The organism is Faecalimicrobium dakarense (assembly GCF_000499525.1).
Lineage (GTDB): Bacteria > Bacillota > Clostridia > Peptostreptococcales > Peptostreptococcaceae > Faecalimicrobium > Faecalimicrobium dakarense.
Genome location: NZ_HG529229.1, coordinates 34,006 through 57,645, shown reverse-complemented (window position 1 = coordinate 57,645; position 23,640 = coordinate 34,006). Strand labels below are relative to the sequence as shown.

The window sequence follows — 23,640 nt, the reverse complement described above, 5'->3', positions numbered from 1 at the left end:
TTTTTTAGGTATAGTAACAATGAATTCGCTACCTTGTCCTAATTCACTATTTACATTTATAGTTCCACCTAGATTTTTTACTATATGTTTAGTTATAGCTAATCCTAGACCCGTTCCACCTACATCTCTACTTCTAGCCTTATCTACCCTATAGAACCTTTCAAATATTCTGTAAGTATCTTCTTTAGGTATACCTACACCTTCATCAATTACTTTTATAACGATATTATCATTTTCTAAAGCAACTACTACATTTACATTTTTATTATCCTGTGTATATTTAATAGCATTATCTATTAAATTTAAAAATACTTGTTTTATATAGTCTCTATTAGATAAAACTTTTATAGACTTGTCACTAAACTCATAGGATACATTTATATTTTTAGATTTAGCTATATAGCTTGTTAAATCATATACTTCTTTAAATACCTCGTATACAGATACATTATCAAATGACATATTCTCATTATTTTCAATAAATGATAATAATAAAATATCATCAATTAATCTTTTTAATCTATCTGACTCACTCTCTATTATTTCTAAAAATCTATTTCTTGTTTGTATATCTATATTTTCATTTAACTTTAATGTTTCAACAAATCCACTAATAGAAGTTAATGGTGTTTTAAGTTCATGGCTTACATTTGCAACAAAGTCGCTTCTCATATTTTCTAATTTTACTTTTTCTGTAATATCTTCTATGTTAATGATAGAACCAATTATTATGTTATCAAAATCTTGAAGATATATTGGATCTAAATTAACCTTATATACTACATCATCTTTGGTTTTAAGTTGTAAACTTTTATTTTTCTTTGAACCTTTAAATGATATTATTTCTTTTAATATTTTTTCTTCTTTTATTACTATATTAATATTATTTCCTTCTATCGGCTTATTCGTGTCACATTTTAATATTCTTTTAGCTTCTTGATTTATTAGCATTATGTTTCCATCTATATCTACTGCCAAAATTCCATGAGATATACTTTTTAATATAGATGTCATTTGAAGATGATTATATTCAACCTCTGCTATTGTGCTGTCCATTATTTTTATCATCTCATTAAAGTTCTTAGCTAATTCTCCAAGCTCGCCTTTAGCTGATATATTTAATCTTGAATTAAATTCTTTATTACTTATTCTTTTAGATACATAAATAAATTCCTCTAAGTACCCTCTTAAGCTTAATGTATATCTTATAGATATTATTGCTATGATTACTGATACTAAAGCAATAAAGAATAATATTCCTTGTAATTCTTCCATAAAATAGTTCTCCTAAATATATTTCTTTTAATCAACCTTATATCCAACGCCTCTTATTGTTTGTATATATTTTTCAGAACTACTATCTCCTTCTATTTTCTTTCTAAGATATCTAATATGAACATCTACCGTTCTAGTCTCTCCATAGTATTCATACCCCCAAATTTTATCTAAAAGATGATTTCTAGAAAGAACTTTTCCCTTATTTTCAAGAAGTAACTTTAAAAGTTCAAATTCTTTAAGTGTTAGTTCTATTTTCTCAGTTCCTTTATATACTTCATGTTTATTTAAATCTACTTTTAGATTTCCAGATGATAATATACTTTCTGCATTTTGACCACTAATATTGTACCTTCTAAGTACAGAACTAATCCTTGCTAATAATTCTTTTACACTAAATGGCTTAGTTATATAATCATCGGCTCCTATTTCCAAACCTTCAACTTTATCATTTTCCATATTTTTTGCTGTCAGCATTATAACTGGTATTTGTTTTAAAAATTTATCATTTCTAATTTTTTTTAAAATTTCTATACCACTTATATTAGGTAACATCCAGTCTAGTAATATTAAATCTGGTTTAGTTTCCTTAGCTTTTATATAACCATCTATGCCATCATAAGCATAATCAACATCATAATTTGAAGTCTCTAAATTAAATTTTAGAAGCTCAACTATATGTATTTCATCGTCTATAACAAGTACCTTTGCGTTCATATTAAGTTTATCTCCTATCTATTTTATCTCAAGTATCATTCCTATCCTTTGTGGAGTTTTATCATGTTTTCTATAAGAGTGAAACTTATGACAGTTACAGCTTGTGCATAAGTTTAAATTAATTATATTATCTTCTTTGACTCCACTAGATTTTAGGACATATTCATTCACTTTCCATAAATCTAAATAATACTTATCTTCTTTTATTATATAGAATTTATCATCACAGTTTGTAAGATTTGTGTTAAATTTTTCAACTAAATCTTTAGATACTTCATAACAACATGGTCCTATTGATGGCCCTATAACGCAAACTAAATCTTCAGGATTTGTATTATATTTTTTTTTCATAACTTCTATTGTTTTTTCTGCTATTTTATCGTAAGTCCCTCTCCAACCTGCATGTGCTAACCCTATTGCTTTTTTCTTTTTATCTATAATAGCTATTGGTACACAATCTGCTGTAAATATTAATAGAGGAACTTTTTTTAGATTTGTTACTAATGCATCCCCTTCAATCTTTTCGTCTATATTATTTTCATTAACAACATTAACTATGTCTGAATGTATTTGTATATTACTAGTTAAATTTTTTATTTCAATATTTTTACTTTCACATACTTTTTTCATATCTTCACGTGATTTAGCGTCTACATTTTTAAGGGTTATAGCTAAATTTACAAAATCAATATTTTCTTCAATTTCTTTTACTGTTATATAATTATTCATTTTAGTCTCCCTTTTCCATTAGTATGTTCTTTAATTCTATAACAAATGTATTTATATCTTTAAATTGTCTATATACAGATGCAAATCTTACATAAGCTACTTCATCTAAGTCTTTTAGCTTATCCATAACCATTTCCCCAATTTTTTCAGTTTCTATTTCTGTTATGTAACACTTATTTATTTCATTTTCAACATATGATACTACTTCTTCAATTTGTTCTAATGAAACTGGTCTTTTTTCACAAGATTTTAGTATTCCATATTTTATTTTTTCGCCATCAAAGTATTCTCTGCTATCATCCTTTTTTATAACCATAACAGGAGTTGTTTCTATTTTTTCATAAGTCGTAAATCTTTTTTTACAAGATTCACACTCTCTTCTTCTTCTTATAGATTTACCATCTGTATGTCTTGAATCTATTACTTTAGATTCTTTATAGTTGCAGTAAGGGCATTGCATTATTTTTTCCTCCTTAGGTTTGCTATATGTTAAATTCGTCTAAATTAAGTTCTGATCCTATATTTACTATTATAGTATCACATCCTATTTTTAGTATATCATTCCAAAATATTACTTGTCCTTCATAACCTCTAGAAAATATTCCTCTTCCGCCATCTCCTGTTATTGTAAATGACATTATTTTACCTTCGTTTATATCCATATCTATATCAGTTATAAAGCCCATCCTTTTTCCATTCTTTACATTTATGATTTCCTTTTCCATTATATCAGATACTCTAATCATATTATATAATTCCTCCTTTTAAAATTAAGTAGTCTTATAAAAATAAATATGTTCTCGTCCAAAAAAAAATGACCTATCTAGGTCATTTTTTTAAAAGTTGTCCTTATATTTTTCAAGCATCTTTATAAATTCTTCAACTAATTCAGGGTCAAATTGAGTTCCTGCATTAGCTCTTAATTCTAAAATACCTTCTTCATGACTTTTCCTAACATTATATGGTCTATTAGATGTCATTGCATCAAAGCTATCAGCTATTGTAAGCATTCTTGCTAAATAAGGTATTTCTTCCCCTTTTAATCTATCTGGATAACCAGATCCATCATATCTTTCATGATGGTGCTTTATAAGAGGTGTAAATGATTCAAATGGCTTTATATTTTGTATAAGATCCACTCCAGCTTGAGGATGATCTCTAAACATTTGAAATTCTTCATTTGTAAGCTTTTCTTTTTTATTTAACACTTCTTCAGGTATTTCTAATTTACCTATATCATGTAAATAAGATGCAATTTGTATCTTAACCTGATCCTCTTCAGGTAAGTTAAGCGATTGTGCAAACCATTTAGTATAAATTACAACTCTTTCTGTATGACCATATGTATATCTATCTTTTATATTTATCATACTTATAAGAGATTTCAGTGACTTTATTCTATCTTCATTTATTCCTATTTGCCTACACAAGTCATCTAAGACACTATGATAAGATTCAACTCTATTTTTATTAAATGATTTAGCTCTGTAAAGAGCATCATCTGCTGTATTTATAAATTGATGTTTACTTGTAGCTCTTGTTGGATAAGATGATACTCCTATTGATATAGTTATATTTTTATCTGGTTGATTTTCTTGACCTCTAAAGTTAGTATTTTGAATAGACTGTCTTATTCTCTCTCCTATTTTTATAGCATCCTTTTCACCTGTATAAGGTAGTATAGCTGCAAACTCTTCTCCACCATATCTTGCTACAACATCATCTTCTCTAACACATGTTTTTAGTATTTTACCTATTTGTCTTAATAGTACATCTCCTGCTTGATGCCCATTTACATCATTATAATTTTTAAAGTAATCTATATCCATAAATAATAATGATACTTCACTATTGTTTTTATCTGCATTATCCATGGCTTTACCAAGATACTCTTGGAAGTATCTATGATTGTACAATCCTGTCAATTCATCTCTATTTGCTATATTTTTAAGTTCTTTACTATGTTCTCTTTCTATATCCACATACATACCTAATATAAATGCAGTTACAGATAAAGCACTTACTATTATTAAATCACTTTCAAAGTATACACTTAGAGTTTGCTTGCCTTGATCACTTGCTAAAAAATAACCCATTATTATTGGCCTATTTTTAGCACTTATCAGAAAGTCTATTATAAATATTAATATTGATGAGAATGTAGCAACCCCTATACTATAATTTTTCCCAAATTGTATAGCCGCAATTAATACTACAAATACACTAATTAATTTATACTCACTAGATTCTAAACCAGTAGAACATACAACTATCGCGAATATAAACAATGTAAAACTAGTTTCTATTAAATCTGTTAGTCTTGGCTTTTTATCTATCCTGTCTTTAGTATGAGTTGCCATCCATAAGAGATACCCTAATATAGAAATTAAAATTAGTGTAAATATTATAGGCGTGAATATAACATCTTTAGCTTCTGTTGGAGCTTTCGATGCACCACTAGATATGGCCACCATACTTAGTATTATATATATTACTTTCAGCAGTATTATTATTTCACATACTTTATCATTTCTTTTTTTATCAAAGTTACTCATATTCTATCACCTAAAATAATTATCTTTATCTAAACAAAACCATAAGGATATATTTCCTTATGGTTTTTGATTGTTTATTCTTCTCTTAATGACTCTGGTACTTCTGCTTCAAAGAACATAAACGCACAAAATGTTGATGCTCCTCCAGCTACCTTTGTTAATAAATCTGATACAGAGTTAAATAAAAATTCCATTCTGTATACCCCCCCTTTATCGTAAAGTTAAATTTATTTTAAAATAACTTACATGTTACTTTAAAAGCAAAATATTTATATATTCAATGATTTTTCCATGCTATTAAAAATATTATCTAGCATATAAATGAATTTAGAACCTATATTAGTTAAAACAAACACTTGCAAACCTATTCCTAATAACATTGATAAGCATATTATCTTTATACTTTGTATACTAAATATGAAATATATTATGCTTAGTAATATTATTAATACTGAATATATAGTTATTAAATTAAATGCTTTTTTCCTTAATTTTTTCTTGTACTCTCTTTTTTTAGAGGTTTATTTTTTGATGGTACTGGACATTTTTTATATACTACACAATAAGAAAAACTTAAAATTATAATTTCTAATAATATTAACCATTTAATATCCAATACGCTTTCTAAATATCTACATACTATAGATAATATAAACGACAATAAAACTCCTATTATGGCACACCTTTCAGGAGTAGATGCATGAACACCACCTGTATATCTTTTTAGCCAAGCAGTTGTAACAGATATAATCATCATCTCTAAGACCATTCCTGTTATTATACCCACCAAAAATGTTATTACTATGCCTATAAATGTATGTAGCATTACAAATAACCCATAATTTAAAACCGCTTTTTCTTCAGCTGTTTTATTTAGCTTTGTACCTAATTTATCTGATAAATCTAGCGATACTTTCTCTATACATCCCATAATTAACCCTCTTTATGCAGATTTATTAATTTTATTTTTAATTTCTTTAAATATAAATACTAATATTAGTATTATTATTAAAGACGGAAGAGTTATTAAAGCACCTGATATCTCTTTATTCATCAATATATCAATTGGTATTTTTAAAATTACAGTTGCTATAATTGAATATACCCCTTCACTTAATACTAATGCTATCCAAACTGTACATGTTGTTATCATAGTCTTTATTGTATCTTTACCTGAAAGATTAAAAATTATTAATCCAAATGATATCATTGCTAGCATAGTATGTACTCCAAAATTTATAGGTAATAACCTTATACATACAATAGTAGTACCTAGTAAAATTCCTTTTTTGAATACTTGCTTTATATCTATACTATTTCCTAGTAACATCATCCCCGATAACACTAATACTAAACTTTCCGGAATAGTTCTTACAAGTGTGTAAACTATAGATGATTCTAGCATTATTATTCTCCTTTTATTCATTTTTGCATATACTCAATTATACCATATTTTGCATATATTTTTCATTTAATTTCATTTTAATGTAAATTTTTATTTAAATAAAATAAGAGTTAACATAAAATATGATAACTCTTATTTTTTCTATATATACTTTTTCATATTTTTTAAAGCATTTTTTTCTATTCTAGATACTTGAGCTTGAGATATACCTATCTCATCAGCCACTTCTATTTGAGTCCTTCCCTTGTAAAACCTTAGATCCAATACTAGCTTTTCTCTACTGTTTAATTTTTTTATAGCTTCTTTAAGAGCTATCTCTTGTAACCAATTTTCATCTGTGTCCTTTTTATCTTGTACTTGATCCATTACAAATATAGCATCTCCATTATCCTGATATACTGGATCAAATAATGATATTGGGTCCTGTATTGCATCTAATGCCATAACTACATCTTCTACTGGTAGTTCTAATTCTTTTGATATTTCCGATACCGTCGGTTCTTTTGCATTAGCTCTTACTAGTCTTTCCCTAACTTGTAGTGCTTTATATGCTATGTCTTTTAACGATCTACTTACTCTTATAGGATTATTATCTCTTAAGTATCTTCTTATTTCGCCTATAATCATAGGTACTGCATAAGTTGAGAACCTTACATTCTGACTTAAATCAAAGTTGTCTATAGCTTTTATAAGTCCTATACATCCTATTTGGAATAAATCGTCTATATTCTCTCCTCTGTTATTAAATTTTTGTATTACACTTAGAACTAGCCTTAAGTTTCCCCTTACAAACTGTTGTCTTGCTTCTTCATCTCCATCTTTTATTTTCAAAAGAAGCTCCATCATTTGGTTGTTTTTAAGAACGGGAAGCTCAGATGTATTTACACCACAGATTTCAACTTTATTAATTTGCATACATTTCAGTCCTCTCTTAAAAGTTTTATCTATATGAAATTATTTACACATCATATATTTTTATACTTTTAAGAGAGAATTATTTATTTATACAAATTTTTTCATTTCTTTTTTTAATCGTGAAATTATTTTTTTCTCAAGCCTAGAAATGTAAGATTGAGATATTCCAAGGATGTTAGCAACTTCTTTTTGTGTTCTTTCCATTCCTCTATTAGTTAATCCAAATCTTAATTCCATAATTTGCTTTTCTCTATCTGATAATCTATCTAATGCCATTACTAATAAATCTTTGTCAATTTCTTCTTCGATAATCTTATATATCTCATCATTTTCTGTTCCTAACACATCAGATAATAAAAGTTCATTACCATCTAAGTCCACATTTAATGGTTCATCAAAAGATACTTCAGTCTTTTTCTTGTTATTCTTTCTAAGATACATTAAAATCTCATTTTCAATACATCTTGATGCATATGTAGCTAACTTTATATTCTTATTTAATTTAAATGTATTAACAGCTTTTATTAAACCAATTGTACCGATAGAAATTAAATCTTCAACATCAATTCCAGTATTTTCAAATTTTCTAGATATATATACTACTAATCTTAAGTTTCTTTCTATCAAAACAGCTTTTACACTTTCATCATTTTCTAATTTTTGTAACAGTTCATTTTCTTCATCTGCTTTTAGCGGTGGTGGCAATATATTCACTCCACCCATGTAATAAATTCCTTTAGGTTTTATTATACCCAACTTAATTAATATAGATATAATTCCATTCATAATTTTTGACATTAGCAACTTCATCTTTTATATCCCCCTTAATTTTATCTAATTGAATTTAAATTAATATGCTTGGATTTAATATTGCGCTATACTCATCATCCTCAAAGTTTGATATCCCCAAAACTACATTTCCAATCTTACTTTCATCAACCTCTACATAATCAGCTTTCAAACCTAAAATAATACTTCCCTTGTTGCTACCTGCATGTTTATATGGTATAAGCCTAACCTTAGCTGATATGTCACCATCTAATAAGTTTATTATTTCATCAACCTTAACTACATCTAAGTCTTTATCATAAGAATTTATTAATATATCCGGGATTATTCCCTTTAACACTTCTGATTTCACAATAATAACATCATTATTGCTCATAGGATCTTTTAATAAATTCCCACTATCTAATAAAGCTTCACAGCTACAGCTATTACCTAATAAATTTATAGTTATGGTCTTTTTTAATTCTTTAATTTGTTTAAGTATTTTTATATCCTTGTATATGTATTTAAGCAACTCACAGCTAGCAAAGGCACAGATTATTATAAAGGATATTTTCATATGGTCTATACCCGTAAAATAAATTATAAAATAAGTACTTCCAGATATAAAAACATTTACCAAATAAAAAACAAGCGCTATACTTATGTACTCTCTTTTATTCTTATATGTAAAAGATATTAATGTTATAAGAGTCATAATTAACACTTTAAATGGCAAAGTAAATAGTATATCTAACTCTGGATAAATATATGCAACTGAATATAACATTCCTACAAATGCACCTAAGAATCTTTTTTTAATAGGATTATATTTTTTTGTAAGAATAGAAGTACAACTTATAATAATATAATTTATTAATAGGTTTTCTATAATGTAGTACTCTATGTACATCACAGATTCCCCCTTTTACTTTTAAACCTTTGTGTATATTATAAATTAGTATGCATAAAATTTTATGTCACTTTTAATAGTCGAAACCGAATTAATTTATTATTAAAAATAACAAAAAAAGAAAGCATTTTGCTTTCTTTTTAATCTAAAAAATAACTTATATATTTATGTAAGTTCTAATATATCGTTGATATTAGCTTAATCCTATACTAATATTTATTCATTTAATGTAACTTTTATGATTATTTTCAACTTTTAAAATTTCTAAATTAATTTGCACATTTAGTCTATTAAAGTTGGAAATTGATATAAAAAAAGAAGTCTATTAGACTTCTTTTTATCTTCTTCTTCTTAAGAAAGTTGGTATTTCCATATCATCTTCCATAACATTCATTTTCTTAGGTTCTTCTTTTTGAAGAACTATTTCTTCTCTAACTTCTCTTTGTTCTACAACAGGAGTAGCTTCTACTTCTGGTTGTCTTATAGACGAATTTAGAGTTGGTCTTGAGTTCACTTTAGGTCTTTCATTTAAATCAAATGATAAATCTTTACTATCATCAAATCCTGTAGCTATTACAGTTATCATTATTTCTTCTCCAAGATCTTCTCTTATAGAAGCCCCAAATATTATGTTAGCTTCTGGGTCGCAAGATTCTTGAACTAATGTAGATGCTTCATTTATTTCTAATAGTCCTAAGTTAGACCCACCAGTTATGTTAAGTAATACTCCCCTAGCACCTCTTATCGAAGTTTCTAAAAGTGGTGATTGGATAGCTTGTCTAGCTGCTTCTATAGCTCTATTTTCGCCTGAAGCGTTACCTAATCCCATATGAGCTAGTCCTTGTTCTTTCATTACTGATGTAACGTCAGCAAAGTCTAAGTTTATAAGTCCCGGTACTGCTATAAGGTCTGATATAGATTGTATGCCTTGCTTTAATACATCATCTGCTATAGAGAATGCATCTAGCATTGAAGTATTTTTTTGTACTATTTGTAATAATCTATCATTTGGTATAGTTATTAATGTATCTACTTTAGATTTTAATTCAGATATACCACTTTCAGCATTTTTCATTCTTACTTTACCTTCAAATAAGAAAGGCTTAGTAACAACTCCTACTGTTAGTATTCCCATTTCTTTTGCTAGCTGAGCTATAACTGGTGCTGCACCAGTACCTGTTCCTCCACCCATACCAGCTGTAACGAATACCATATCTGCACCTTGAAGTACTTTTACTATTTCATCTTTGCTCTCTTCAGCAGCTCTTTTACCAACCTCAGGGTTAGCTCCTGCTCCAAGTCCTCTTGTTAATTTCTCACCTATTTGAATCTTATGTTCAGCTTTTGATGTATGTAAAGCTTGTTTATCTGTATTAACAGCTATAAATTCGACACCTTTAAGTTGTGCCTCAACCATTCTATTAACCGCATTGTTTCCTCCGCCGCCTGCGCCGATTACTTTAATTTGCGCAAGACCATCTGTTTCTAGGTCAAAGTTTAGCATTTATAAACCTCCTCATTTTATGATTGTAAGTAAATGTATGTATTAATTATATCATTTAATCTTTCAATTTTGTTAATATTTAACTAACTTATTCCACAAAAATGTTTATTTTCCTCTTTTTTTATTACTTAAATTTGCAATAATATGTCTCCTAATTATCGATAAATTGTCAAATAATCTCGACCCAAATACTAATATAGCGACATAATAAAGCGGTAGACCTAATCTATCTCCTATATATGTCAATATTATAGCTAATAATGCATTTCCTATAAACCCAGTTATGAAAATTATATTATCATATTTACCTTCAAATCCAGACTTAACTGCACCAAATATTGAGTCCATTGTTGCAAGTATTGCAACAGACATATATAGCGAGTAATCCATAGTATAAGTAAATGGAATATAATATCCAACTACTACTCCTAATGCTAATCCAGCTAATATCCATATCATAAATGATCACCTTCTTTATTTTACTTTGAAACACCTACATTTTTCAAGTTTTTTAATGCTTTTTATTTAGATTTTTCATAAGAATTAATGACTATGTCATTTTTTTCTTCTGCTTTTATATAAATTCCATATCCATCTTTTAATAAATTAGCATAAGACTGAGGTGAAATGATAGAAGCCATTAAACCATCTGAATCTCCTATAGCTTTTATAACAAATGGTTGACCATATGTTATATCATTAACAGTTATAGTTGCTCCCGAACATTTTATTCTACTTGTTGGCAATAATCTCTCTCCATTTATAGATAAAGCCTTAGCTCCTGATTTTTTTAAATCATTTATTATCTTAAGTACATCTATATCATGAACAATAAAATCATTTGGATTTTCACCACTTTTAACTTCTTTTTCGCTATCTTTTATTGTCACTATTAATCCTTCACCATTTATATCTGTATATCCACTTAATTCTTTAAAGTTTTTTAATTCTTCTTCTAACAAATCATTTATTGATTTATTATTATCTTTAGATGCTTCTTCATATTTTTTAACATATGTTTCTAAATCTAATTTTGTTTTTTCTAATTTCTCTATATTATTTTTACTTGATTCTATTTTGTTTTCTAGTTTCTTTTTTTCATCTAAACTTATGTAAACTTTAGATGAATCAAATGTTTTCAAATATGTAGATACTAAGATTCCCGCTACAAAGGCTCCTAAAATTACCATCTTTTGCTTAATATTTTTTCTTTTAATATTCATTCTTTTACCTCTTAATTATCATCAAAAGAATGATTTATTTTTAATTCATGGTTATACTCATTTATTTTTACTTTTTCTTTTTTCTCAATTTCAACTTTAACATCATAATACTTTTCCATCTCCCAAACAATTCCGTATTTAATTTGAAGAGCTGACGATAAAGTATCAGAGTCTCCTATAGCCTCTATGGTAAAAGGTGCTTTTATCTCTGTATTATTTATATATAACTTGTCTTCTTTTAATTCAATATAACTGCTCCCAACGACTCTTTCATTATTTATGGATATAGCATTAGCTTGAGCTGAATTTAATTTATTTATCATAGATAAAAGTAAATCATAATTATATATAATACTATCATTTGAGTTTTCAGTTTTAATACTATCATTATTAGGTTTAATTTTTACTTCAATACCTTTACCTTCTACATCAGTGAATCCCGCTAAAGTTTCATATTTTTTTATTTCAGATTGTATAGCGCTTTCTCCTTCATCACCTTTGTACTTATCTATACTTTCTTTAAGTGCATTAACTTCTAACTTAAGTTCTTCTTCTTTTTTCTTTAGACCTTTTAATTCTACGGCCAATTCTTTTCCTTTTTTAGATGTAGTCATACCATTATTTTCTAAATTTAAAGTTTTTAATTGCAAACTTATAAAAATACCTAATATCGTACTGCAAATTACCACACTCTTATAAGGAATTTTTCTCTTCAATAAAATCACTCCTTATTTAAATCTATCTATTACGGTTTATACACTGCATAATTTCCGTAAGTTAAATCGATAGTTCCTTTTCTTTTAATGTCATCTTGTAAATCTGATATTATATAACCCATTCTAGAAATATTATAATCTAAGTCTTTATCATTTCCTAATATTATTTTGATATCATCTTTTGTGTACATATTTATAATATCATCTTTTTCATAGTTTACCTTAACTATTTTTTTATAAAGATTATTTTCCTTCATACACTCTAGTAAATATAATAACCTTTCTTTAGTTTCATCATTCTTAAATTCTATATTTTTATTCTCGTCTATTATATAGTCTATATCTACGATTGGACTACTTTCTTTATCACTTATTTCTTTGATTTTTTCTATGTAATTTCCATCTTTATCTATATAACAATAATCGTCGTTATCTTTAATAATTGCAAAAATTTCCTTTTCTTTTATTAGTACCTGTAGCTTATCTGGAAGTTTCCTTTTTACTTGAACCTCCTCTATGTACGGATTTTCTAGCACTATTTTTTCCATTTTATTAGTATCATACATAAATATATTTTTATCTTTCCTTATATCTAAGTTTTTTAGTATTTCATTTTTTTTAACCTTTTTGTTTCCTTCAACTTCTACCTTATTAGTATTGAATAAAGAACTATTTAAAATAGAATACATTCCTATTGTTATCATTAATAAAAAACTTAATAATATCATTAAATTACTGGTATTAATCTTTCTTTTCTTTTTCTTTTTCAAAATTTTTCCCCCTTTTTGTATTTTTATTTATAAATTCAACCTATTTATAATCAACATAATTAAATTTTTTCCCTCTACTTATAAATACAACTTTTAGCATAAAATATCCTACAAAATGCATAAAAAATAAAAGGCTTAATAGCCTTTTATTTTATCAATATCTTCTACTTTGTATATGTTTGCTCCTAAATTTCTTAATACATTCTCAATATTTTCATATCCTCTTTCAACGTGATATATATTTGATACTTCAGTCTCGCCTTTAGTAGCTAGCGCTGCTAATACTAAAGATGCACCTCCTCTTAAGTCTGGAGATTTAACCTTTGCTCCATGTAAGCTATTTACACCTTTTACCATACAAATATTATCTGTTATATATTTTATATTAGCCCCTAATCTAATTAATTCTGCACAATGCATAAATCTATTTTCAAAAATCGTTTCATAAAATACTGTAGTTCCATTAGCTAATGTCATAAGTGCCATTAATTGAGCTTGCATATCTGTTGGAAAACCTGGATGAGGTGCTGTTCTAACTAAATCTATAGCTTGTATAGTTTTGGGTGATTTAAGTATAAGTCCCTCTTTAGTATATTCTATTTCACATCCTACATCCCTTAACTTATCACATATCGGCTCCATATGTGGTACAACCACTCTATCCACCTCTAATTTTCCTCCTGTCATTGCAGATGCCACCATATATGTTCCTATAGCAATTCTATCTGGTATAACAGCATGTTCTACTTCATGTAACTTATCTACACCTTCTATTTCTATATAACTAGTTCCTGCTCCTTTTATCTTTGCTCCCATTTTATTTAAAAAATTTTGTAAATCTTCTATTTCTGGTTCTCTTGCTGCATTACATATTTTTGTTATCCCTTTTGCTTTAACTGCTGCAAGAATTGTATTTTCAGTAGCTCCTACACTAGGAAATTCAAAAGTTATCGTATTTCCTACTAGTTTATCTTTATAGCAACTTATAAATCCACTTTCCTCTTCTATTCTTATTCCTAGCTGTTTAAGCGCTTTTAGGTGTAAGTCTATCGGTCTTGAACCTATTGCACACCCACCTGGATAACTTATTTTTGTATAATCTAATCTACCTATCATAGCACCCATTACAATTATTGATGATCTCATTTTTCTAACATATTCTTCATCTATTTCCATCGAATTTATATTCGAACTATCTACAACTAAAGTTCCATACTTATAGTCTACTTTACACCCTATACTTTCTAAAATCTTTATCATTACATATACATCAGATATATCTGGTACATTATGAATTGTACTTTTATTTTCGTTAAGTATAGTAGCTGCAATTATGGGTAGTATTGCATTTTTAGCTCCCCTTATATCTAATCTACCCTCGATTTTATTTCCTCCCCTAATTATATACTTAGACAAAATTAAACCCTCCTAGCGTTGTATATTAAATTATAGTGCCTATAATTTTAATATTATGTACTAGAAGGGTTACATGTTACTTTTTCTTTATTCCTATTACTTTAGGTTGTTTTTCTTGCTCTTCATTATTTTCTAAATTTTTATTTTCTTCATCATTTTTTTGAACTTTAGATTCCTTATTTTCTTTTTTTGATGAAGGTTTTTGCTTATAATTAGCATTATATATTTTTATAACTTCATTATATATTAAGTCTATCGCTTCTGGCTTTCCTATTGCTCTACTAGCATTTTCCATATCTATTAAGGCTTCTTTATCTCCTAAAAGTTTAAATACAGCTTCATTTAGACTTTGAGGTGTTAAATTTTTCTCAAGTATTGCTATACCTGCACCTTGCTTTTCAATACTTTTTGCATTATATTCTTGGTGATTTTCCGCTGTGTAAGCTTTTGGTATTATTATAGACGGCTTACCAAGTGCTGTTATCTCAGCTAAAGATATTGCTCCTGCGCTACCTATAACTAAGTCACTTGCAGCTAAAGCATTTGCCATATCTTCTAAATAAGGAACTATTCTTTGATATGGTTTTAAATTTATATCTGATACACTTTTTGAAAACTCTTCATAGTAATATTTCCCTGTAGCAAATATAAATGCAACATCATCTTTGACCATATTTTCTATTACTAATCTCATTGCGTCATTTATTTCTTCACTTCCTCCACTACCTCCGTAGCAAAGTACCATTTTCTTATCTTCAGTGATTCCTAAATTTCTTCTAGCAACATTCTTTCTGGCAACTAAAATTTCTTTTCTAACTGGGTTACCCGTAAGAACTAATTTTTCTCTAGTACCTTCTGGGAATCTTTGATGTGAATCTTCAAAGCTAGTTAAAACTGTTGTAACCATTTTAGCAAGTATTTTATTAGTTACTCCTGGGAAAGAGTTTTGTTCATGGATAATAGTTGGAATTTTTTTCATAGATGCATTGAATAACACCGGTCCACTAACATACCCTCCAGTTCCTATTACTATGTCTGGCTTAAACTTTTTAACTACTGATCTTGATTGTTCTAATCCTTTAAATAACTTAAATACTCTTTTTACATTATCTAAATCTATTTTTCTTTTAAACCCTTGAACTGTTACTGTTTTTAATTCGTATCCATATTTTGGAACTATTTCTGATTCTATACCTTTAGCTGTTCCTACGAATAATATTTCAGCATCTGGGTGTTCTTCTCTTATTCTGTTAGCTATGGCTATAGCTGGATATACATGACCTCCAGTTCCGCCACCTGATAATAATACTTTCATTGTATCATCTCCTGTTAGTTAATTTTGACATGTTTTGAGATGTTTAATACTATACCTATTGCACTCATAAATATTATGAGGGATGTTCCTCCGTAACTTATAAATGGTAAGGCAACACCTGTAACTGGCATTGATGATGTTGCTACTGCAATATTTAATGCTGCCTGAATTCCTATTTGAGCACCTATACCAATCACTACCATACAAGCAAATACATTTGAACATCTTAAAGCTATTCTTATACATCTATATACTAATATTACAAATAGCATAATTACTACTGCGCATCCCACAAGACCTAATTCTTCACCTATTATAGCAAATATAAAGTCATTTTGTGGTTCGGGTATGTAAAACCATTTTTGTTGACTTTTACCTAATCCCATTCCAAATAATCCTCCTGATCCTAATGCGTAAAGACCTTGGATAACTTGATATCCATTTCCAAGTGGATCTTGGAATGGATCTAGGAAAGAAGTAACACGTTTTAATCTATAAGGCGCTGCTATTACTAATGCAGCAAACAAAGCAGCACCGCTACCTATCATCGCAATTACAAACTTCATATCCATACCTGCCACAAATATCATTACAAATGTAACTAATATTACAGTCCCCGCTGTAGACATGTTTGGTTGAAGTATTATTAATGCGAAAAATAGTGATGGTATCATAAGAAGTGGAATAACTCCTTTTGTTAAAGATTTGATATTGTCATATCTCTTTTCAATTAGTTTTGCCGTTATTATTATAGTTGCAAACTTTGCAAGTTCTGCTGGCTGTAAAGAAAGACCTCCAACACCTAGCCATCTTCTAGCTCCGTTTGCTTTTATTCCTAGTGGTGTTAAAACAAGAAGTAATAATATAATAGCAACAATACCTATAGTTTTTGCATTCTTTTTCCAAAATCTATAATCTATCTTTGCAGTGAACATCATAGATATAAATCCTAATGTTGCATATACTAAATTTTTCTTAAGAAAATAATAAGCATCATGATGCTTAAATGAAGATTGAACAAAACTTGCACTAAACACCATGATGATTCCTATAAACACTAAAAGCATAGTGGTATAGAATACAACACTATCAAATTCAGTCTTCATCCCCTTGTCGATTTGCTTTTTTAAAGCTTCTTTAGACATTTGATAAACCTACCTCCATTCCCGAGATAAGAGGTTATTTTAAATTGTTTACATTATCCTTGAAGTCATCTCCTCTTACTTCAAAACTTTTGTACATATCCCAACTTGCACAAGCTGGTGAAAGAAGTACTACATCATCTTTAACTGCTATTTCATATGATGTTTTAACTGCTTCTTTCATATCCTTTACTCTATATATATTTTCAAACCCTTTTTCTTTAGCACATTTTTCTATAATAGGCGCAGTTTCACCTAATAAAACTAATGTCTTAACTCTTCCTTTTGCTATTTCTAATAATTCATCGAAACTACTTTGCTTATCCTTACCACCTGCTATTAATATTATTGGTCTATCGTAAGACTCAATAGCCTTTATAGTAGAGTCTGGATTAGTTCCTTTTGAATCATTAACAAACATAATATCATTTAGGTTTCTTACAAACTCTTGTCTATGAACTACTGCTGCAAATGACTTTAATACCTTTTTTATTACTTTTAAGTCTATATTAGATACATAAGCTATACCTATTGCAGCCATACAGTTTTCTAAATTGTGGTCACCTGGTAAGCTTAATTCACTTTTATTTAAAAGTGTTACTTTTTCATCTACATCTATAACTATATTATTATTTTCATCTAAATATACTCCACCATCTATTTGTTTTTTTCTAGAGAAGAATATTTTTTTAGCTTTTATTTTTTCATCTAAATTTCTAACTTTTTCATCATCATAGTTTAATACACAAAAATCATCACTATTTTGATTCATAAATATTTTAGATTTAGCTTCTATATAGTTTTCTATAGTATGATGTCTATTCATATGGTCTTCTGTAAAGTTTAATATAGCACTTACCTTAGGTCTAAATGTATCTATGCTCTCAAGTTGGAAACTACTTAATTCAGTTACTAGGACTGATTTTTCATTAGCAACTCCTACAGTATCAATAACAGGGTTTCCAATATTACCAACTATATATGTATCACAATTAGCTGTCTTAAATATTTCTCCAACTAAGCTAGTTGTTGTTGTTTTCCCATTTGTTCCAGTTATACCTATAAACGTTGGTCCATTAGATAGTCTATAAGCAAGTTCCACTTCACCTATAAGTTCAATATTGGCTTCTTTTATTTTTATAATAAAAGGTAAATCTAATGGTACTCCTGGAGATACTACAGCCATATCTATATCATCTATATTTTCTGGATGGTATCCAAGTATATATTCTACATTATTTAACTGTTCTAATTCACATAATATATCTTTTAATTGTTCTTTATCTTTTATATCATTTACAACTATATTTACACCTAACTTATCTAGGTGTTTAATTGCTGATACTCCAGTTTTTGCAAGACCAATTAATAAAACTTTTTTCCTTCTAGGTCCATTTTTATACCCCCAAATTTAGAATACTGCTATTATACTTATCCAAGCTAAAACCACAGTTATTATCCAAAATACAAATACTACTCTAGTCTCTGGCCATCCACATTGTTCAAAATGATGGTGGATTGGAGCCATTTTAAATATTCTTTTCTTTCTTATTTTGAAAGATGCTACTTGAAGTATAACAGATATAGCTTCTGCAAAGTATATACCTCCTACTAAAGGTATTATAAGTATAGAGTTAGTTAAAACTGAAAATGCTACAACAGCTCCTCCTAACGCCATAGATCCTGTATCACCCATAAATATTTTTGCTGGGTATGAATTAAATCCTAAGAATCCTAAACATGCTCCTACTGTAGCTGCAGCTAAAACTGCTACATCAGTATTTATAGCAACTGTTCCTGCAAATAGCATAAAGAACGTAGCAACTATTAAAGTTACTCCTGATGCTAAACCATCTAACCCATCTGTCAGGTTTACTGCATTAACAATACCAATTATTATAAATGTCATTATAGGTATATATAAAACTCCTAAGTTTATAACGGCATCTGTAAATGGTATCATAAGTTGAGTAGCACTAGGTGATGTTGTATATTGATAGTACGATATATATATAGCTAATGCAAATTGAAGGACTATCTTTTGCCATGGCTTTAATCCTAACGATCTTCTCATTTTTATTATTATAAAATCATCTAAGAATCCTACTAATCCAAATCCTACTATAGATATAAGCCCAACTACCATATCATTGCTTATTTTGCTTCTAGTAAGACCTGTTATAAGTATTGCAACCATCATTAATATTCCACCCATAGTAGGTGTTCCATTTTTGGCTAAGTGTGTTTTAGGGCCGTCGTCTCTAACCGTCTGACCGAATTTAAATTTAGTTAACATAGGTATAAATATTGGTCCTAATATAACTACTATTAGAAATGAAATCAATGCTGTATACGTAAGTTCTGTTATTCCTAACATAATATTTCTCCTCTCCCTTGCTGGCTATTTCGTCTATTTTATTACTTATTAAGATGTTCTACTATTTTTTCTAATTTCATACCTCTCGATGCTTTAACTAGTACTACATCTTCCTCTTTTAATAAGCTATCTATCTCATTAATAGCATCTTCTCTTGTTTTAAAGTGATATAAATTCTTTTCATAAAATCCTAACTTTTTTGCTTCTTGGCCTATAAAGTTTGAATCATTACCAATAGTTATAAGAACATCTACATTTCCTATTGATACTTCTCCTACTAATCTATGACCATACTCTGCATATTCACCCATTTCAAACATATCTCCAAGAATTGCTACTCTTCTAGTCTTATATCTTCCTAGTATTTTTAAAGCTGCTTTCATAGAATCAGGGCTTGCATTATATGCATCATTTATTATTGTCATTTTATCATTTTTAACTATATCTAGTCTCATCTTTGTTGCTTTAAAATGTTTAAGACCATTTTTTATTTCATCCAAAGTAAGTTCTAAACTAATTCCAACTAGTATAGCTGCCATAGCATTATATATATTATGTTCACCTACTGTTGGTATAAATATTTCTTCCTTTTTTCCGTTTATGTTGCATATAAATGTTATACTGTCTTCAGTCATTTCATATCCTTCACAGTATATATCATTATCTTTATCAAATCCAAATGTTTTTAATGTATATTCATGATTTTTATTTTTTAATGTGCATAAAAATTTATCATCTCCATTTACTATTAAAGTGTTTGAAGAATCAAAATTTGTAGCTATCTCCATTTTAGCTTTTAGAATTCCTTCTTGTGATCCAAGATTTTCTATGTGAGATAATCCTATATTAGATATAACTCCTATTTTTGGTTTCACAATATTGGCTAAATATTCAATTTCATTGAATCCTGACATACCCATCTCAATTACAGAACATTCATAAAATTCATCTAAGTTAAATAAAGTTAATGGGACTCCAAGTTGATTATTTAAATTACCTTCATTTTTTAATGTATTAAACTTAGAAGATACTGCTGCATATATCATATCTCTAGTACTAGTTTTACCTACACTACCTGTTACACCTATGTATGGTATATCAAACTTTTCTTTGTAGTATTTAGATATCTCACCTAGAGCTATTTCAGTATTACTTACTTCTATTAAATTTATGTCCGAACTCTCTAGTTTTATGCTACTACTTTCATTTTTTATAAAAGTTTTACAACCTTTTTCGTATGCAGAGCTCATAAACTCATGCCCATCTAAAGTTTCTCCTATTATAGCTACAAATACATTTTCGCTACTTGCTTTCCTACTATCTATAACAACGTCATATACACGGTCATTTTCATTTCCAATAAGTAATTTACCATTTGTCGCAAGTACTAACTCTGATACTGTTAGACACTTCATATCTAACCCTCCTTTACCATTTTAACTATGATTTATTGATTACCTTAATAAAAGGCAATGTATACCAATATATACATTGCCCCTTAGTAAACTTAACTTTTTAATTATATACCATATTTTTATTTTTTTGAAGGTATTTCTAACTATATGTTACTTTTCTTTATTCAAAATATAGCATTATGCTAGAACCTTCAGATACTTTTACACCCGGCTTTGGGAACATATCTTTTATTTTAGTATCTTTAGGCATTTCTACATCCTCATCTAAATTAGGGCTTAATTTAGCCTCTTCTAGTACTTTAACAGCTTCCTCAATTGATAAGTTTCTTATATCTGGAACTGTTACTTGTGGTTTTTCTAACTCTTCTTTTTCTTTTTCTGTATATTTTGGTTTAACGCCTAAATACTTAAGAGAATCATTCATTATTTCTTTAATAATAGGACCTGCTGTTGTACTACCAAAAGCACTTACTCCTGTTGGTTCGTCAACTATAGCTAAAACTACTATCTGTGGATCATCACTTGGAGCTACCCCCATAAACGAACATATATATTTCCCTTGAGCATATTTTCCATCTATAACCTTTTGAGCTGTACCTGTTTTACCACCTATTCTATAACCTGGTATATATGCTATCTTACCTCCACCTTCACTAACAACAGATTCTATGATAGGCATCATTTTTTTAGATGTTTCTTCTGATATTACCTGTCTTACAACTTTAGGTTCAATTTTTTCAACTATATTACCTTTATTATCAGTATAACCTTTTACTACCCTTGGTTGCATAAGTTTTCCATCATTTGCTATTGCTGAAATAGCTGTTATAAGTTGAACTGGTGTAACTGAGATTGATTGACCAAAAGACATTGTAGCAAGTTCTACTGGACCTACATTCTTTTCATTATATAATATACCTTTTGCTTCCCCTGGTAAGTCTATGCCTGTTTTTTCAGTAAATCCAAATGCTTCTATATAATCATACATCTTTTTTACGCCTAACCTACTTGCAACTTCAACAAAGACTGGGTTACAAGAATTTTGAACACCTTGTTTAAAAGACTGAGCACCATGTGGTCTATAATGTCTCCAACATTTTATTCTTCTTCCTCCTACTGTTACACTTCCCGTACAAACAAATTGTTCATTATCTTTTATCACATTTTCTTCAATACCTGCTGATGATGTAATTAGTTTAAATGTAGAACCTGGTTCATATGTATCACTTATTGCTGGATTTCTCCACATTTGAAAATATCCTTTTAATTTATCTTTATCATCATATTTTTCAAGTTCCTCTTCGTAATATGGATAAATAGGCGTTCTTGAATCATTCGGATCATAATCTGGCTTTGATGCTAGAGAAAGTATATCACCTGTTTTTGGATCCATAGATATTACTGTTACCCTTTTTGCATTATTAACTTCATATGCTTTTTGAACTGCTTTTTCAGTATAATGTTGTATTACTTCATCTATTGTAAGCACTAAACCTTGACCTTGTACTGGTTCATAGTATTTTTCCATACCTCTAGGTATTTCTCTTCCTGATGCATCTGTACTAACTATTAATTTACCAGGAGTTCCTTTTAAATGCTTATTGTATTTCATTTCTATACCAGCTATACCTTCTGAATCTGTTGAAGTATGGCCTAGTACATATGGAGCAAAGTTTCCATATGGATAATATCTTTGATTATCTTCTGCCACCCAAATACCAGGTATTTGAGCTTCTCTTATTTGTTTAGCTTTATCATCATCTATCCATCTTTCAATCTTTACTAATGCCATATTTTTCTTACTTACTAATTTATGTATATCTTCATACTCTTTCCCTAAAATCTTTGATACTTTTTTTGATGCCTCTTCCTTATTTGATACTTCTACTGGCTTACACCAAACAGTGTATTTTGTTACACTAACAGCAAGTTCTTTCATATTCTTATCATATATAGTTCCTCTTTTAGGCTCTATCGGAATTTCTCTTGTTTGTTGATCCGTTGCCTTAGTACTTAACCATTCTCCCTTTACTAGCTGAAGATATCCTGTTCTAAATATTAAAGCTAAAAATAGAAAACACGCTAGTATAAGAACAAGTACTAATCTTTTTTTACTTATCCTTTTTATTTTTTTCAAACTATCTTCCCCCCTAGTTCTTCACATCTATATACTTTATTTGTTCTTGTTTTGGATAATCCATATTTAGTTGTTCTTTAGCTTTTTTCTCAATCTCAGGTATTGATGTACTAGTGTCTACTTTTGTTTTTAATTCATCTCTTGATATTTCTGTCTCTTTTAATTCTTTTTTTAAGTAATGTATATCGTATTTAAGCTTTGATATAACTGAATATCCACATATATTCCCTAAAATCACTGTAAATACTACTACTATAAAAGTACTCCCGAATATTATTTTTTTATTTTTAATTTATATTTACTTTTATACTTATTCTTTTTCTTTTTTTTATATTCGTTCATGTCCTT

Annotated in this window: 25 protein-coding genes; all 25 read right to left on the bottom strand. The window is 28.4% G+C overall.

Annotated features, from left to right (window positions below):
• On the bottom strand, positions 1–1,275 hold a 1,275-nt coding region (locus BN899_RS00865), incomplete at its 3' end, for a HAMP domain-containing sensor histidine kinase (protein WP_042271577.1).
• Between the two features lie 27 nt (positions 1,276–1,302).
• Positions 1,303–1,992: a winged helix-turn-helix domain-containing protein gene (locus BN899_RS00860; RefSeq protein ID WP_042271574.1), complete on the bottom strand. Its 690-nt coding sequence runs from the start codon at positions 1,990–1,992 to the stop codon at positions 1,303–1,305.
• 18 nt (positions 1,993–2,010) lie between these two features.
• Positions 2,011–2,721: a peptidoglycan editing factor PgeF gene (gene pgeF / locus BN899_RS00855; protein ID WP_042271571.1), complete on the bottom strand. Its 711-nt coding sequence runs from the start codon at positions 2,719–2,721 to the stop codon at positions 2,011–2,013.
• A gap of 1 nt (position 2,722) precedes the next feature.
• Positions 2,723–3,181 (bottom strand): transcriptional regulator NrdR, encoded by a 459-nt coding sequence (gene nrdR, locus BN899_RS00850; protein ID WP_042271567.1) that lies wholly within the window; start codon positions 3,179–3,181, stop codon positions 2,723–2,725.
• Between the two features lie 22 nt (positions 3,182–3,203).
• Positions 3,204–3,467 (bottom strand): YlmC/YmxH family sporulation protein, encoded by a 264-nt coding sequence (locus tag BN899_RS00845; RefSeq protein WP_042271564.1) that lies wholly within the window; start codon positions 3,465–3,467, stop codon positions 3,204–3,206.
• A gap of 90 nt (positions 3,468–3,557) precedes the next feature.
• Positions 3,558–5,276: a bifunctional diguanylate cyclase/phosphohydrolase gene (locus BN899_RS00840; protein ID WP_042271562.1), complete on the bottom strand. Its 1,719-nt coding sequence runs from the start codon at positions 5,274–5,276 to the stop codon at positions 3,558–3,560.
• Between the two features lie 74 nt (positions 5,277–5,350).
• Positions 5,351–5,470: an AgrD family cyclic lactone autoinducer peptide gene (locus BN899_RS18845; protein ID WP_147568460.1), complete on the bottom strand. Its 120-nt coding sequence runs from the start codon at positions 5,468–5,470 to the stop codon at positions 5,351–5,353.
• A 293-nt stretch (positions 5,471–5,763) separates the two neighbouring features.
• Entirely contained in the window at positions 5,764–6,207 is a 444-nt protein-coding gene (locus BN899_RS00835) for an accessory gene regulator B family protein (protein ID WP_042271560.1), read from the bottom strand.
• Positions 6,208–6,219: 12 nt separating this feature from the next.
• Positions 6,220–6,681, bottom strand: coding sequence for a hypothetical protein (locus tag BN899_RS00830; protein WP_042271559.1), 462 nt, complete (start codon positions 6,679–6,681; stop codon positions 6,220–6,222).
• Positions 6,682–6,822: 141 nt separating this feature from the next.
• A complete protein-coding gene (gene sigG / locus BN899_RS00825; RefSeq protein WP_042271558.1) occupies positions 6,823–7,596 on the bottom strand; it encodes an RNA polymerase sporulation sigma factor SigG in 774 nt (257 codons plus the stop codon).
• 87 nt (positions 7,597–7,683) lie between these two features.
• Positions 7,684–8,406: an RNA polymerase sporulation sigma factor SigE gene (sigE, locus tag BN899_RS00820; RefSeq protein ID WP_042271556.1), complete on the bottom strand. Its 723-nt coding sequence runs from the start codon at positions 8,404–8,406 to the stop codon at positions 7,684–7,686.
• Positions 8,407–8,440: 34 nt separating this feature from the next.
• A complete protein-coding gene (locus tag BN899_RS00815; RefSeq protein ID WP_042271553.1) occupies positions 8,441–9,277 on the bottom strand; it encodes a sigma-E processing peptidase SpoIIGA in 837 nt (278 codons plus the stop codon).
• Between the two features lie 337 nt (positions 9,278–9,614).
• The gene (ftsZ, locus tag BN899_RS00810; protein WP_042271550.1) at positions 9,615–10,781 is read right to left on the bottom strand and encodes a cell division protein FtsZ; all 1,167 of its coding nucleotides are present in this window, start codon (positions 10,779–10,781) and stop codon (positions 9,615–9,617) included.
• A 105-nt stretch (positions 10,782–10,886) separates the two neighbouring features.
• The gene (locus tag BN899_RS00805; protein WP_042271548.1) at positions 10,887–11,240 is read right to left on the bottom strand and encodes a small basic family protein; all 354 of its coding nucleotides are present in this window, start codon (positions 11,238–11,240) and stop codon (positions 10,887–10,889) included.
• 62 nt (positions 11,241–11,302) lie between these two features.
• On the bottom strand, positions 11,303–12,004 hold the full coding sequence (locus BN899_RS00800) for a DUF881 domain-containing protein (RefSeq protein ID WP_242824037.1): 702 nt from the start codon (positions 12,002–12,004) through the stop codon (positions 11,303–11,305).
• Positions 12,005–12,015: 11 nt separating this feature from the next.
• Positions 12,016–12,720 (bottom strand): DUF881 domain-containing protein, encoded by a 705-nt coding sequence (locus tag BN899_RS00795; protein WP_042271546.1) that lies wholly within the window; start codon positions 12,718–12,720, stop codon positions 12,016–12,018.
• A 29-nt stretch (positions 12,721–12,749) separates the two neighbouring features.
• Positions 12,750–13,490: a cell division protein FtsQ/DivIB gene (locus BN899_RS00790; RefSeq protein WP_052356477.1), complete on the bottom strand. Its 741-nt coding sequence runs from the start codon at positions 13,488–13,490 to the stop codon at positions 12,750–12,752.
• A 135-nt stretch (positions 13,491–13,625) separates the two neighbouring features.
• Positions 13,626–14,906: a UDP-N-acetylglucosamine 1-carboxyvinyltransferase gene (murA, locus tag BN899_RS00785; RefSeq protein ID WP_042271544.1), complete on the bottom strand. Its 1,281-nt coding sequence runs from the start codon at positions 14,904–14,906 to the stop codon at positions 13,626–13,628.
• Between the two features lie 76 nt (positions 14,907–14,982).
• A complete protein-coding gene (murG, locus tag BN899_RS00780; protein WP_042271541.1) occupies positions 14,983–16,221 on the bottom strand; it encodes an undecaprenyldiphospho-muramoylpentapeptide beta-N-acetylglucosaminyltransferase in 1,239 nt (412 codons plus the stop codon).
• Positions 16,222–16,235: 14 nt separating this feature from the next.
• A complete protein-coding gene (spoVE, locus tag BN899_RS00775) occupies positions 16,236–17,366 on the bottom strand; it encodes a stage V sporulation protein E (RefSeq protein WP_052356475.1) in 1,131 nt (376 codons plus the stop codon).
• A gap of 34 nt (positions 17,367–17,400) precedes the next feature.
• Complete coding sequence (gene murD / locus BN899_RS00770; protein WP_042271538.1) at positions 17,401–18,774, bottom strand: UDP-N-acetylmuramoyl-L-alanine--D-glutamate ligase; 1,374 nt, start codon at positions 18,772–18,774, stop codon at positions 17,401–17,403.
• Complete coding sequence (gene mraY / locus BN899_RS00765) at positions 18,775–19,743, bottom strand: phospho-N-acetylmuramoyl-pentapeptide-transferase (RefSeq protein ID WP_147568459.1); 969 nt, start codon at positions 19,741–19,743, stop codon at positions 18,775–18,777.
• Positions 19,744–19,781: 38 nt separating this feature from the next.
• Positions 19,782–21,155, bottom strand: coding sequence for a UDP-N-acetylmuramoyl-tripeptide--D-alanyl-D-alanine ligase (locus BN899_RS00760; protein ID WP_042271532.1), 1,374 nt, complete (start codon positions 21,153–21,155; stop codon positions 19,782–19,784).
• 160 nt (positions 21,156–21,315) lie between these two features.
• Entirely contained in the window at positions 21,316–23,292 is a 1,977-nt protein-coding gene (locus BN899_RS00755; protein ID WP_042271529.1) for a stage V sporulation protein D, read from the bottom strand.
• 13 nt (positions 23,293–23,305) lie between these two features.
• Positions 23,306–23,530, bottom strand: a complete 225-nt coding sequence (locus BN899_RS19465) for a hypothetical protein (RefSeq protein WP_242824036.1) — start codon at positions 23,528–23,530, stop codon at positions 23,306–23,308.
• Positions 23,531–23,640 lie beyond the last annotated feature (110 nt).

Coding starts and splice junctions, on each gene's coding strand:
- BN899_RS00860 (WP_042271574.1), bottom strand. CDS start 1,992: ATGAACGCAAAGGTACTTGTTATAGACGATGAAATACATATAGTTGAG.
- pgeF (WP_042271571.1), bottom strand. CDS start 2,721: ATGAATAATTATATAACAGTAAAAGAAATTGAAGAAAATATTGATTTT.
- nrdR (WP_042271567.1), bottom strand. CDS start 3,181: ATGCAATGCCCTTACTGCAACTATAAAGAATCTAAAGTAATAGATTCA.
- BN899_RS00845 (WP_042271564.1), bottom strand. CDS start 3,467: ATGATTAGAGTATCTGATATAATGGAAAAGGAAATCATAAATGTAAAG.
- BN899_RS00840 (WP_042271562.1), bottom strand. CDS start 5,276: ATGAGTAACTTTGATAAAAAAAGAAATGATAAAGTATGTGAAATAATA.
- BN899_RS18845 (WP_147568460.1), bottom strand. CDS start 5,470: ATGGAATTTTTATTTAACTCTGTATCAGATTTATTAACAAAGGTAGCT.
- BN899_RS00835 (WP_042271560.1), bottom strand. CDS start 6,207: ATGGGATGTATAGAGAAAGTATCGCTAGATTTATCAGATAAATTAGGT.
- BN899_RS00830 (WP_042271559.1), bottom strand. CDS start 6,681: ATGCTAGAATCATCTATAGTTTACACACTTGTAAGAACTATTCCGGAA.
- sigG (WP_042271558.1), bottom strand. CDS start 7,596: ATGCAAATTAATAAAGTTGAAATCTGTGGTGTAAATACATCTGAGCTT.
- sigE (WP_042271556.1), bottom strand. CDS start 8,406: ATGAAGTTGCTAATGTCAAAAATTATGAATGGAATTATATCTATATTA.
- BN899_RS00815 (WP_042271553.1), bottom strand. CDS start 9,277: ATGTACATAGAGTACTACATTATAGAAAACCTATTAATAAATTATATT.
- ftsZ (WP_042271550.1), bottom strand. CDS start 10,781: ATGCTAAACTTTGACCTAGAAACAGATGGTCTTGCGCAAATTAAAGTA.
- BN899_RS00805 (WP_042271548.1), bottom strand. CDS start 11,240: ATGATATGGATATTAGCTGGATTAGCATTAGGAGTAGTAGTTGGATAT.
- BN899_RS00800 (WP_242824037.1), bottom strand. CDS start 12,004: ATGAATATTAAAAGAAAAAATATTAAGCAAAAGATGGTAATTTTAGGA.
- murG (WP_042271541.1), bottom strand. CDS start 16,221: ATGAAAGTATTATTATCAGGTGGCGGAACTGGAGGTCATGTATATCCA.
- spoVE (WP_052356475.1), bottom strand. CDS start 17,366: ATGTCTAAAGAAGCTTTAAAAAAGCAAATCGACAAGGGGATGAAGACT.
- BN899_RS00760 (WP_042271532.1), bottom strand. CDS start 21,155: ATGAAGTGTCTAACAGTATCAGAGTTAGTACTTGCGACAAATGGTAAA.